Source organism: Rhabdonatronobacter sediminivivens (genome assembly GCF_013415485.1).
Lineage (GTDB): Bacteria > Pseudomonadota > Alphaproteobacteria > Rhodobacterales > Rhodobacteraceae > Rhabdonatronobacter > Rhabdonatronobacter sediminivivens.
Genome location: NZ_JACBXS010000016.1, coordinates 53,272 through 65,600, shown reverse-complemented (window position 1 = coordinate 65,600; position 12,329 = coordinate 53,272). Strand labels below are relative to the sequence as shown.

The 12,329-nt window shown below is 65.5% G+C and carries 13 protein-coding genes; 11 read left to right on the top strand and 2 right to left on the bottom strand.

Going from position 1 to position 12,329, the window contains the following annotated elements:
* Positions 1-57: 57 nt before the first annotated feature.
* Positions 58-1,617 carry a trimethylamine methyltransferase family protein gene (locus HUK65_RS09645; RefSeq protein WP_179905952.1) on the bottom strand — a complete coding sequence of 520 codons (1,560 nt, stop codon included), beginning with the start codon at positions 1,615-1,617 and terminating at the stop codon, positions 58-60.
* A 684-nt stretch (positions 1,618-2,301) separates the two neighbouring features.
* Between HUK65_RS09645 and HUK65_RS09640 the strand changes: the two genes are divergently transcribed.
* Entirely contained in the window at positions 2,302-2,499 is a 198-nt protein-coding gene (locus HUK65_RS09640; RefSeq protein ID WP_179905951.1) for a hypothetical protein, read from the top strand.
* A 37-nt stretch (positions 2,500-2,536) separates the two neighbouring features.
* Positions 2,537-4,105, top strand: a complete 1,569-nt coding sequence (gene guaA / locus HUK65_RS09635; protein ID WP_179905950.1) for a glutamine-hydrolyzing GMP synthase — start codon at positions 2,537-2,539, stop codon at positions 4,103-4,105.
* A 122-nt stretch (positions 4,106-4,227) separates the two neighbouring features.
* Here the strand turns inward: guaA and HUK65_RS09630 are convergent, their stop codons facing one another.
* On the bottom strand, positions 4,228-4,869 hold the full coding sequence (locus HUK65_RS09630; protein WP_179905949.1) for a TetR/AcrR family transcriptional regulator: 642 nt from the start codon (positions 4,867-4,869) through the stop codon (positions 4,228-4,230).
* Between the two features lie 102 nt (positions 4,870-4,971).
* Between HUK65_RS09630 and HUK65_RS09625 the strand changes: the two genes are divergently transcribed.
* The 9 genes from HUK65_RS09625 to HUK65_RS09585 all read left to right on the top strand — a co-directional run bounded on the left by HUK65_RS09625 (position 4,972) and on the right by HUK65_RS09585 (position 12,326).
* Positions 4,972-5,901, top strand: coding sequence for an AEC family transporter (locus tag HUK65_RS09625; protein WP_179905948.1), 930 nt, complete (start codon positions 4,972-4,974; stop codon positions 5,899-5,901).
* Between the two features lie 30 nt (positions 5,902-5,931).
* A complete protein-coding gene (fghA, locus tag HUK65_RS09620; RefSeq protein WP_179905947.1) occupies positions 5,932-6,762 on the top strand; it encodes an S-formylglutathione hydrolase in 831 nt (276 codons plus the stop codon).
* 3 nt (positions 6,763-6,765) lie between these two features.
* On the top strand, positions 6,766-7,218 hold the full coding sequence (locus HUK65_RS09615; protein ID WP_179905946.1) for a YaiI/YqxD family protein: 453 nt from the start codon (positions 6,766-6,768) through the stop codon (positions 7,216-7,218).
* A gap of 36 nt (positions 7,219-7,254) precedes the next feature.
* A complete protein-coding gene (locus HUK65_RS09610) occupies positions 7,255-8,172 on the top strand; it encodes an ornithine cyclodeaminase family protein (protein WP_179905945.1) in 918 nt (305 codons plus the stop codon).
* A gap of 106 nt (positions 8,173-8,278) precedes the next feature.
* Complete coding sequence (locus HUK65_RS09605; RefSeq protein ID WP_407692427.1) at positions 8,279-8,617, top strand: H-NS histone family protein; 339 nt, start codon at positions 8,279-8,281, stop codon at positions 8,615-8,617.
* A 53-nt stretch (positions 8,618-8,670) separates the two neighbouring features.
* Complete coding sequence (locus HUK65_RS09600) at positions 8,671-9,459, top strand: YihY/virulence factor BrkB family protein (RefSeq protein WP_179905944.1); 789 nt, start codon at positions 8,671-8,673, stop codon at positions 9,457-9,459.
* Positions 9,460-9,521: 62 nt separating this feature from the next.
* Positions 9,522-10,142 carry a MarC family protein gene (locus tag HUK65_RS09595; protein ID WP_179905943.1) on the top strand — a complete coding sequence of 207 codons (621 nt, stop codon included), beginning with the start codon at positions 9,522-9,524 and terminating at the stop codon, positions 10,140-10,142.
* A gap of 99 nt (positions 10,143-10,241) precedes the next feature.
* Entirely contained in the window at positions 10,242-11,456 is a 1,215-nt protein-coding gene (locus HUK65_RS09590; RefSeq protein ID WP_179905942.1) for an NADP-dependent isocitrate dehydrogenase, read from the top strand.
* 135 nt (positions 11,457-11,591) lie between these two features.
* Positions 11,592-12,326, top strand: a complete 735-nt coding sequence (locus HUK65_RS09585; protein ID WP_179905941.1) for a M48 family metalloprotease — start codon at positions 11,592-11,594, stop codon at positions 12,324-12,326.
* Positions 12,327-12,329: the final 3 nt, after the last annotated feature.

The window sequence follows — 12,329 nt, the reverse complement described above, 5'->3', positions numbered from 1 at the left end:
AAGGGTGAAATGGGCGCGGCCGCTGGACAGGGGGCCGCGCCGCGATGGGTCATGGCGTCAGCCAAAAGCGTCCGGTTCGGACGCCTTGCGGCGGGCGACATAGTCCGAAAGCGCCTCGTTCACTGCCGGGTCGAGGGCGGGTTGCTGGTAATCGGCCAGCATCCGGGCGACGCGGGCCTCGGCCAGGGCCTGGGTGTCACGGGCGCCCTCTTCGTCCCAGGTTTCGAAGGGTTTGTAGTCCAGCAGGTCGCTGCGCCAGAACGCGTCCTTGAAATTGGCCTGGGTATGGGCACAGCCGAGGAAATGGCCGCCCGGGCCGACCTCTCGCAATGCATCCATGGCCTGGCCGTTGTCGGACATGTCCACGCCGCGCGCAAGGTGATGGAGCGCGCCAAGCTGGTCGGCGTCCATGACGAATTTCTCGTAGGAGGCCACAAGCCCGCCTTCGAGCCAACCGCAGGAGTGGAGCATGAAGTTTACCCCCGCCAGAAGCGCCATGTTGAGGCTGTTGGCGGTTTCATACGCGGCCTGCGCATCGGGCAGTTTGGAGCCGCAGAAGGACCCGCCCGAGCGGTAGGGCAGCCCCAGCCGCCGTGCCAGTTGCCCGGCGCCATAGGTGATGAGCGCGGCCTCGGGCGTGCCGAAGGTGGGGGCGCCGGAGTTCATGTCGATCGACGTGACGAAGGCGCCGAAGATCACCGGGGCGCCGGGGCGGATCAGCTGGCTGTAGGCCACGCCGACCAGCACCTCGGCCAGGACCTGGGTCAGGGTGCCGGCGACAGTGGTCGGCGCCATGGCACCGCCGACGATGAAGGGCGAGATGATGCAGGCCTGGTTGGCCTTGGCGTAGACCTCCAGCGCGCCCATCATCACCGAATCGAAGGTCAGCGGCGAGTTGATGTTGATGAGCGAGGTCATCACCGTGTTCTGATCGACGAAATCGGCGCCGAACAGCAGCTTTGCCATTTCCACCGAATCGGCGGCGCGGACCGGTTCGGTGACCGACCCCATGAAGGGTTTGTCCGACAGCGTCATATGCGCGTGCAGCATGTCCAGATGGCGCTTGTTCACGGCGACATCCGTGGGCTCGCACACGGTGCCGCCCGAGTGATGCAGCCATTTGGACATGTAGCCCAGCTTCACGAAATTGCGGAAATCCTCCATGGTGGCATAGCGCCGCCCGCCACTGGCCGAGCGCACGAAAGGCGGGCCGTAGACCGGGGCCAGGACCAGGTTGCGCCCGCCGATCTCGACGTTGCGGTCGGGGTTGCGGGCGGCCTGGGTGAAGCTTGCGGGCGCGGTGGCGCAGAGCTGGCGCGCGAGGCCCCGCGGGATACGCACGCGCTCGCCCGTCACCTCGGCCCCGGCAGCGCGCCAGCGCTCCAGCGCCTCGGGGCAATCGACGAAATTGACACCGATCTCGGCCAGGATGGTCTCGGCATTGGCCTCGATGATCTCCAGCGCCTCGGCGTTGAGGACCTCGAAATCGGGGATGTTGCGCGTGATGTAGCGCGCGGTCTCCACGCTGACCGCCGTGCGCGCCGCACGCCGTGCGGCGCCACCGCCCCCGCTGCCACGTGTGCGCCGTCCTGCCGTAGCCTGCGCTGCATCTGCCATGACCACAAACCCCTTCGCTGATCCGCGCCGGACGTCCGGGCGGCTGTGTTTTCCCTGTCATACGCAGACACTGCACCGCAGCGCCGCCGGTTTGCGCCGTTTGACCGCCAAAAGCGACATCACCCGCCCAGCGCTTCCCGATCGGCACGACACGCTTCCGGCAGGAGTTGACGGCGCAAGCACAGCGAGCAGCCCCCCATGACGTTGCGGTTTTCATGCCCGGACAAGCCGAACCGGGACCAGCCTGCAGTCGACGGCCGCAAGGCGGGTCTGCGCGCCTGTCTTGCAGCACCTGGCGCGGACCGCTTCCCTACGTCACTGCGGCTGGGGCCGGAGCGTGTGCGCTTCTACTGGCAGGCTCCCGACACAAGACACCGTGTGACGGATTGGAGCCCTGAGCGGTCGCTTCCCGGCGCGGAATCAAGGGCGTCAGCCCGCCGCGCCTCGCCAGGCCGCCCCCCGGCACGGCGACTTGGCTGCCACAACTGCATAGCCTGGAAGTTTCACGGATCTGGCTGCCATGAAACACGATAGCTCACAGCACGGATCGCCGCACCGCGGCCCGACGCAGCGCGGCTTCGCGCCCAATGACCAACGGCAGAAAGGTCCCGCATCGCTGCCCCGCGCCTCACATTGCGGAAGCTTGTATCAGGTGGCGAACACCATGTAGGCAAGGGGAAGGGTTTGAGTGTGCTGCAGCATCGGCTGGAAGCGGGTCAGGTGCTGCGGTTCCGAATCGATCAGGCATTCGACGCCGCGCCCGAACAGGCCTGCCTGTTGCGCGAGAAGGCGCTGGTTGAGCAGGACCCGCAGATCCCACGGGTCAGGGCCCTGCTGTGCGCAGAGGAGATCGACGCGTGGCAGGTGCTGGCGAGAGGATGATCTTGCGCAGGGCGCGCGCGCGGCCTATGGCACTGCCATGACCCAGAGCGCATCCCATGATCTTCTTCTTGTCGTCGATTTCGGCAGCCAGGTGACGCAGCTGATCGCGCGCCGCCTGCGTGAGCTGAATGTCTATTGCGAAATCCACCCCTATCAGAAGGTGACCGAGGCGCTGCTGGCCGAGCGTGCGCCCCAGGCGGTGATCCTGTCAGGGGGGCCGGATTCGGTGACGCGCCCGGGCAGCCCGCGCGCGCCGGAGGCGCTGTTTGCCATGGGGGTGCCAGTGCTGGGCATCTGCTATGGCCAGCAGGTGATGATGGTGCAACTGGGCGGTGCCGTCGAAGGCGGGCACCATGCCGAGTTCGGGCGCGCCTTTGTCGAACCCGCGCCGGGGCACAAGGGTGACGGGATCTTCCACGGGCTGTTCGCCGCCGGGCGCGAGGAAGTCTGGATGAGCCATGGCGACCGGGTCACACGCCTGGCGCCTGGGTTCGAGGTGATCGGAACCTCCGGCGGTGCGCCGCTGGCCATGGTGGCGGACCCGGCGCGGCATTTCTATGCCGTGCAGTTCCACCCCGAGGTGCACCACACCCCCAACGGCCGCAAGCTGCTGGAAAACTTCGTGCGTCTGGCCGGGTTCAGCGGCGACTGGACCATGGGCGCCTACCGGGCCGAGGCGGTGGCGCGCATCCGCGAACAGGTGGGCGACGCCAAGGTCATCTGCGGGCTGTCGGGCGGCGTGGACAGTTCCGTGGCCGCGGTGCTGATCCACGAGGCCATCGGCGACCAGCTGACCTGCGTCTTTGTGGACCACGGGCTGCTGCGGCTGGGCGAGGCCGAGGAAGTGGTCACCATGTTCCGCGACCATTACAACATCCCGCTGATCCATGCCGATGAATCCGAACGCTTCCTGTCGGCGCTGGAGGGTATTTCCGATCCGGAAACAAAGCGCAAGACCATCGGGCGATTGTTCATCGACGTGTTCCAGCATTACGCCGACGGGATCGAAGGGGCGGCGTTTCTGGCGCAGGGGACGCTCTATCCGGATGTGATCGAAAGTGTCTCGTTCAGCGGCGGGCCGTCGGTGACGATCAAGAGCCATCACAATGTCGGTGGTCTGCCCGAGAAGATGGGCCTGAAGCTGGTGGAGCCGCTGCGCGAGCTGTTCAAGGACGAGGTGCGTGCGCTGGGCCGCGAATTGGGCCTGCCGCCGAGCTTCATCGGCCGCCACCCCTTCCCCGGACCGGGGCTGGCGATCCGCTGCCCCGGCGAGATCACGCGCGAGAAGCTGGAGATCCTGCGCCGGGCGGATGCGGTTTTCATCGACCAGATCCGCAAGCACGGGCTTTATGACGAGATCTGGCAGGCGTTTGTCGCCATCCTGCCGGTGCGTACCGTGGGGGTGATGGGCGACGGGCGGACCTATGACTTTGCCTGCGCGCTGCGCGCGGTGACATCGGTGGACGGGATGACGGCGGATTACTATCCGTTCAGCCACGAATTCCTGTCGGAAACGGCTACGCGGCTGGTGGGCGAGGTGCGCGGGATCAACCGAGTGACATATGACATCACCTCGAAGCCGCCGGGGACGATCGAATGGGAATGACCTTTCGGAGCTGAGCCAGCGGAGCGCGCGTTCCGCGCGCAAGCCTTCTGGCGCTGCGCGCGGGTTGGGGGCTCTGCCCCCGGACGGCTCCGCAAGCGGGCCGTCCCCCCCGGGGGCGCGCTCTACGCCCCCTGCCCTGCTGCGCTGCCGGTACCGTAGCAGGCCAGGAACATCCGCACCGCCCCCTGCACCACGCGATCAACCTCGGCCCCGGTGAAGCTGAGCTGAACCTGGCAGGCCACGCGGTCCATCAGATCCACATGGCACAGTTGCAGGAACTGGTCGGCGGCCAGGTCGATGTCGTCGATGGCAAGCTCTCCGCGTGCCGTGGCCGCTTGCAGATAGCCGCCCAACCGTTCACGGGCCAATTGCGGGCCGCTGTCGTAGAAACGCTGGCCCAGTTCGGGGAAGCGGTCGACCTCGGACACGCAGATGCGGAACATGTTGCGGCCGAAATCCGATGTGTAGAACGCGATGATCCGGCGGGCGACCGCGTCCAGCACCTTGGCGGGCGGGGCGGCGGAGTCGATCAACTCATGCGCTTCATCGGCCTGGCGCAGGCATTCGCGGCGGGCGACTTCGGTAAACAGCACCTGCTTGTCCGGGAAATAGCTATAGAGGGTTGCCTTTGAAACGCCGGCCACGCGGGCGATTTCGTCCACGCTGGCGCCATCATAGCCGGCCGCCATGAAGACCGCGCGCGCGCCTTCGACCACCTGTTCGAATTTCCGCCCCTTGCGCAGGCGGGGTGCTGCGAATGTCATCTTGCCTCCGGCTTCGGGGGCAGCATAGTCGCTTCGGACGGCAGGTAAAACCCTGTCAGGTTCTGGTAGAGCGCCGGGGCTTCTGCTAACGGCGATGTGACCATGGTTGAGATCTTCCTCAAGACACTGCCGTTCTTTGCGGTGATTGGCCTGGGCTTCGGCGCCGGGCGGGCGGGTGCCTTTGGCCCCGAGGCCACGGCCTGGCTGACGAAATTCGTCTTCTACTTTGCGCTATCGGCCATGCTGTTCGGCTTTGCGGCGAATCTGAGCCTGGGCGATCTGTTCCAGATGCGGGCGTTTTCGGCTTATCTGTGGGCGTGTCTGGTGCTTTACGCGCTGGTGATGGGGGTGGCGTTCCTGCGCCGCCGCCCGCTGTCCGAAGCCACGATCGAGGCGCATACCGCCACCATCGGCAATACCGGGTTTCTGGGGGTGCCGATGCTGGTGGTGCTGCTGGGCCCGGAGTCGGTTCCGGCGGTGCTGATGATCCTGACAATTGACCTGATTGTCTTTTCGTCGCTCTTCACCATGCTGATCACCTTTGCGCGTGAAGGGCGGATCAGCCCCGAACTGCCGGGCATCCTGCTGCGCGCGGTGGGGAAGAACCCGATGGTCATGTCCATGGCGCTGGGTCTGCTATGGTCCGCCAGTGGCGTGCCGCTGCCGGGCACGATCAACGACTTCATGGTGCTGCTGGGGGCGGCGGCCACGCCCTGCGCGCTGTTTGCCATCGGCGCTTCGCTGGCCGACAAGCGGGCCGAGCGGCTGGGCATCGTCAGTTGGCTGTGTTTCGGCAAGCTGGTGCTGCATCCCGCCCTGGTGGCGCTGGCAACGCTGGTGATCTTTCGCGTTGACCCGGTGACGGCGGGGGTGATGATCGCGGCCTCGGCCCTGCCGGTGGCCGGCAATGTGTTCATCCTGGCGCAGCAGTATCAGGTGGGGCCGGCGCGGGTGTCGGCAGCGATCCTGATTTCCACCGTCATCAGCATAGCCACCATTCCCGTCATCATTGCATGGGTCAGCGGCTTCTGACAGAACCGCGCCAAAGCATCGGAGGTCCCCATGAAGACAGTTTCGGAAAACCGCGCCTTTGGCGGTGTGCAGGGTGTCTATACCCACCAGTCCCAGGCCACGGGCGGTGAGATGACCTTCGGCCTGTTCCTGCCGCCGCAGGCGCAGCACCGCCCCGTGCCGGTGCTGTGGTTTCTTTCAGGCCTGACCTGCACCCATGAAAACGCCATGGTCAAGGCGGGCGCGCAGGAACATGCCGCGCGGCGGGGGCTGGCGCTGGTCTTCCCCGATACCTCGCCCCGGGGCGAGGGCGTGGCTGATGATGACGCCTATGATCTGGGCCAGGGCGCAGGGTTCTATGTCAATGCCACGCAGGCCCCTTGGGCGCCGCAGTTCCGCATGTGGGATTATGTGGCCGACGAACTGCCGCGCGTGCTGTTCAACAATTTCCCGCTGGATGAGGGCGCGCAGGCGATCACCGGGCATTCCATGGGCGGGCACGGGGCGCTGACGCTGGCGATGTCGCTGCCGGGGCGGTATGCCTCGGTCTCGGCCTTTGCGCCGATTGCGCATCCGACCGCCAGCGACTGGGGGCGCAAGCAGTTTGCGGCCTATCTGGGCGCGGATGAGGCCCCTTGGGCCGCCCATGACGCCACACTGCTGATGCAGAGCCAGGGCTTTGATGGTGAGGTGCTGGTGGATCAGGGCAGCGCGGATCAGTTCCTGGACCTGCTGATGCCCGAAGCCCTGGCCCAGGCCATGGCCGCGCGCCGCCAGCCCGGCACCTTCCGGATGCAGGCGGGCTATGACCACAGCTATTTCTTTGTCTCCAGCTTCATGGCCAGCCATATCCGGTTTCACGCCCGCGCCCTGGGCCGATAGGGCGTGACCACGATCTATGTGGATGCCGACGCCTGCCCCGTCCGGGCCGAGGCCGAGGCTGTCGCCAACCGCCACCGCGTCCCGCTGGTGCTGGTGACAAATGGCGGGCTGCGGCCTTCGGCCAATCCGCTGGTGCGCATGGTCTATGTGGATCAGGGGGCCGATGTGGCCGACAAATGGATCGCCGATCACGCCGCGGCGGGCGATGTGGTGGTGACCGATGACATCCCGCTGGCCGCAAAGGCCGTGGCCGCGGGCGCGCAGGTCTTGCGCCATGATGGCAGCGCGCTGACGGCGGCCAATATCGGCAATGTTCTGGCCACGCGCGATCTGATGGCCGATCTGCGCGCCGCCGACCCCATGCGGGTGCAGCGCGGCGGCAAGGCCTTTTCCAGATCCGACCGCGCGCGCTTTTCGCGGGCGCTGGACAATGCACTCCGGCGCGCAGGCGGTTGACCCCTGGCATTTCTCTGGCAAAAAAGGATAGCCCGAATGGAAATCGAGATCATCGGACCCGAGGTCGAATCCCGCATGAGCTGGCGGGCTTTGCTGAAAGCCTTTGCCGAAGGGCACCAATTGCCGCGCGCTGAAATCGGCGACACCTTTCTTTACCGCGATCCGGATACGCTGCTGTCCCGCGCGGCCTGGATCGACGGCCTGGGCAGCGCGGTAAAGACCGCCACCATTTTCCCCCGAAACCCGGGCGCCGGAAAGCCCATGGTCAACGGGGCCGTCAATCTTTATTCCGACAGCGACGGAACGCTGGAGGCGATTGTCGATTTCCATCTGGTCACCAAATGGAAAACCGCCGGGGACAGCCTCTATGCCGCCAGCCTGCTGGCCCGCGCCGACAGCCGCAACATTACCATTGTCGGCGCGGGCACCGTCGGCGCCAACATGATCGAAGCCTACGGCGCTTTGTTTCCGGATGCGCAATTCTCCATCTGGAACCGCAGCCCCGATGCCGCCCGCGCCCTGGCCGCGCGCCATGCCAATGCCCGTTTCGCCCCGGACCTGGAGGCGGCCGTGCGCGGCGCCGACATCATCTGCACCGCCACCATGTCCACCACACCCGTGGTCCAGGGCGACTGGCTGCAGCCCGGGCAGCATCTGGACCTGATCGGCGCCTACCGCCCCGACATGCGCGAGGTCGATGACACCGCCCTGCGCCGCGCCACGGTGTTCGTGGACAGCCGCGCCACCACCCTGGACCATATCGGCGAATTGAAGATCCCGCTGGCCGCGGGCACCATCACCCGCGATGCGATTCGCGCCGATTATTACGACGTCCCGAACGGGCTCTTCGCGCGCAATGCGGACACGGAGATCACCATCGCCAAGAATGGCGGCGGGGCGCATCTGGATCTGATGACCAGCCGCTATGTCCTGAAATGCTGGCGCGGAGAATGACCCGGTCTGCGCCTCCGTAATTCCTGCAGGGCCGGTTGGCAATTCCCCGCGCAAATCCGCGTGGGCGGTCTTTACAAATCGCCCGGGGTTGTTCAATGCTACAGGCATGGAAATTCGGAGCATGAGAATGAACGACCTGAATCAAATGTCGCTGGAAGAGCTGAAGAAGCTGCGCCGGGATGTGGAAAAGGCAATCGAAACCTACAAGGACCGCGAAAAGATCGCCGCTCTTGCCGAGGTGGAATCACTCGCACGTGAGAAAGGATTCTCCCTTGCGGAACTTCTGAAGTCCGGCGGCAAGAAATCGCGCAGCGGGTTGCCTCCGAAATTCGTCAACCCTGCTGATCCCAGCCAGACATGGACCGGGCGTGGACGGCGGCCGAAATGGATTGAGGCCGCGCTTGCCGAAGGCAAATCCCTGGGCGACCTGGCCATCGCGCAGTGACTTTGGGCCGGATTGCACCCGCGGTCCGGACACTCCTCGCGGTCAATGATACAATGGGGGCGCGCCGGATTGATCTGGCCGCCGCCGGCGTTGCATTCTACGGGATATTTGCCCTGTTCCCGGCCCTGGCCGCGCTGGTGTCAGTCTTCGGCTATTTCGCGGACCCCGAGATCATCGAAACCGCGTTCCGGGACTATTCCGAACTGCTGCCACCCGAGGCCGTGGACCTTATCGGCGCGCAGCTTCAGGGGCTGATGCAGACCCATGAATCGACCCTGGGCTGGACATCGCTTCTGTCGCTGGCAATCGCGCTGTGGTCGGCGCGTCTGGGCGTGGGGGGGCTGTCGCGCGGGCTGACGGCGGTTTATGGCCTGCCGGCGCGCGGCGGGTTGATGTTTTACCTGCACGGGCTGGCGCTGACCGTTGCCATGGTTTCGGTCGGTGTGACGGCGATGATACTGCTGGTGGTGCTGCCCATCGTGCTGGCCTTTGTGCCGCTGGGCGGGTTCTATGCGGTGATCGCCGAAATCCTGCGCTGGATGGTGGCCCTGGCGGTGGTGGTGGTGGGGCTGGCACTGTTCTATCGCTACGGGCCCAACCGCGATGGTGCGGCTGAACCGGGTATGGTGCTCTGGCCCGGGATCGTCGTGGCGGTGGCATTGTTGCTGGGGGCTTCGGTCGGATTGAACTGGTACCTAGCGCATTTTGCCGATTACAACCGGCTCTATGGCTCCATCGGCGCGGTGATCATCATGCTGCTGTGGTTCTATGTCGCCGCCTATGCGGTGCTGCTGGGCGGGGTGACCAATGCCGTGCTGGAGGGGCGCGCCAACAAAGGCTGAGCGCCCTTCCCCAGGGACTGCTTCCGGCGCAGACTGGAGTTTCGCAGCAGGGATGCCATCGCATGGTTGAAACCGCCTTTCTGATCACCACCTTCGTCACCCTTCTGGTGGTGATCGATCCGATCAGCCTGGCGCCGCTGTTCGTGGCGCTGACGCAGGGGATGACCTCTGCCCAGCGGCGGGGCGTGGCGCTGCGGGCCTGTGTCATTGCAGCCGGGCTTCTGCTGGTCTTTGGCCTTTTTGGCGATGCGCTTCTGGCCTTCATCGGCATTTCCATGCCCGCCTTTCAGATCGGCGGGGGGATATTGCTGTTCCTGACTGCGCTGGACATGCTGTTCGACCGCCGCACCCAACGCCGCGAAGGTCACGCCGATGTGGTTGAGGACCCTTCGGTCTTTCCCCTGGCCATGCCGTTGATTGCCGGACCGGGCGCCATGGCGGCGATGATCCTGCTGATCAACGATGCCGGGCGCGTCTGGACCGGGATCGTGGCCGTCAACCTGATCATGCTGGGGGTGGTGGCGCTGTGTTTCGTGCTGTTCCTGGCCGCCGGAATGATCGAACGCGCCCTGGGGCGGACCGGGTCCATGGTGGTGACGCGCCTGCTGGGGATGCTGCTGGCGGCGCTGTCGGTGCAGTTCGTCCTCAACGGTCTGGGCGCAATCGGCGTGCTGGACCTCTGAGTCACGCGATTTCGGTATACATCGGCATACAAGTCTTTGCATCCTGCCCCGCTTGCTGTATGAGACGCTGGAACCGACTCACCCCAAGCGGAGGCACGCATGACCAAGATCAAGGTGGATAACCCGGTCGTCGAACTTGACGGCGACGAAATGACCCGGATCATCTGGGACTTCATCAAGCAGAAGCTGATCCTGCCCTATCTGGATATCGACCTGAAATACTATGACCTGGGCATCGAGGAGCGCGACCGCACCGATGACCAGATCACCGTCGATGCCGCCCATGCGATCAAGAAATATGGCGTTGGCGTGAAATGCGCCACCATCACCCCGGATGAAGGCCGGGTCGAGGAATTTGGCCTCAAGCGCATGTATCGCTCGCCCAACGGGACCATCCGCAACATCCTGGGCGGCGTGATCTTCCGTGAGCCGATCATCTGCAAGAACGTGCCCCGGCTGGTTCCGGGCTGGACCCAGCCGATCATCGTCGGCCGCCACGCCTTTGGCGACCAGTATCGCGCGACCGATTTCCACTTCCCCGGCGCGGGCAAGCTGACGATCAAGTTCGTGGGCGAAGACGGCACCGTGATCGAAAAAGAGGTGTTCGACGCCCCCGGCGCCGGTGTCACCATGGCCATGTACAACCTGGACCAGTCGATCATCGATTTCGCCCGGGCCTCCATGAACTATGGCCTTGCGCGCGGCTATCCGGTGTATCTGTCCACCAAGAACACCATTCTGAAAACCTATGACGGCCGTTTCATGCACCTGTTCCAGAAAGTGTTCGACGAGGAATTCGCCGACAAGTTCAAGGAAGCGGGCATCACCTATGAGCACCGCCTGATCGACGACATGGTGGCCTGCGCCATGAAATGGTCCGGCGGCTATGTCTGGGCCTGCAAGAACTATGATGGCGACGTGCAGTCCGACACCGTGGCGCAGGGCTTCGGCAGCTTGGGCCTGATGACCTCGGCGCTGATGACCCCGGACGGTCAGGTGGTCGAGGCCGAGGCCGCCCACGGCACCGTGACCCGCCACTACCGCCAGCACCAGGCGGGCAAGGAGACCTCGACCAACTCCATCGCGTCGATCTTTGCCTGGACCGGCGGGCTGAAGCACCGCGCCAAGCTGGACAACAATGCCGAGCTGCTGCGCTTTGCCGAGACGCTGGAGCGCGTGACCGTCCAGACGGTTGAGGATGGCCATATGACCAAGGATCTGGCGCTGCTGGTTGGCCCGGATCAGAAATGGCTTAGCACCATGGGCTATCTGGAAAAGGTTGACGAATACCTGAACAAGGCACTGGTCAGCTGAGCGCGGCCACTGTGCGACAACCGGAAAAGGGGGGCCACACGCCCCCCTTTTTTCTGCGCGCAGCTGTGAACGCCTGCGGAATTGTCGCGCGGTCGCGGGCACGCTAAACTCCGGCCTGTATCAAAGGGGACAGGTATGCGGAACTTCACCTTGCGCGGCGTGATCGCGGTCATGGCCCTGGCGCTGGCGGCCTGCACGCTGGAGCCTCTGCCCCCGGTCAGCACCGCGCCGCCCTCTGCTCCCGCCCCCTCGGCCCCCGGCACCGCCACCACCCGCGCCGATTTCGCGCAGGTGGTGACCCGGATGCGCCCCGCCGCCAATCAGGTCTGCCGCGAACGTGCCCCGCATCTGGATTGCAACTTCCTGGTGGTGCTCGATGATCGCCCCGGCCAGCCCCCCAACGCCTTTCACACCCGTGATGAACGCGGGCGCCCGGTGATCGGATTTACCCTGGCGTTGATCGATGACATGCGCAGCCCCCATGAGATCGCGCTGGTCTTCGGCCATGAGGCCGCCCACCATATTGCCGATCACCTGCCCCGGATGCAGGAACAGGCCATGACCGGCGCGCTGCTGGGCGGGCTGGTGGCGGCGCTCTCGGGCGTCAGCGACGCCACCGCGCGAGAGTTGGTGAATGTCGGCGCCACGGTGGGCGCGCGGCGCTATTCCAAGGCGTTCGAGCTGGAGGCCGACCGCCTTGGCGCGCTGGTCGCCGCGCGTGGTGGCTACGATCCCCTGCGCGGCGCCGAACTGTTTCGCCGTCTGCCGGATCCGGGCAACCGTTTCCTTGGCACGCACCCGCCCAATGCCGAACGCCTGCGCGAGATCGAGCGCGCCGTCGCCAACATGAACGCCGGCCGCCCGATCTGAGCG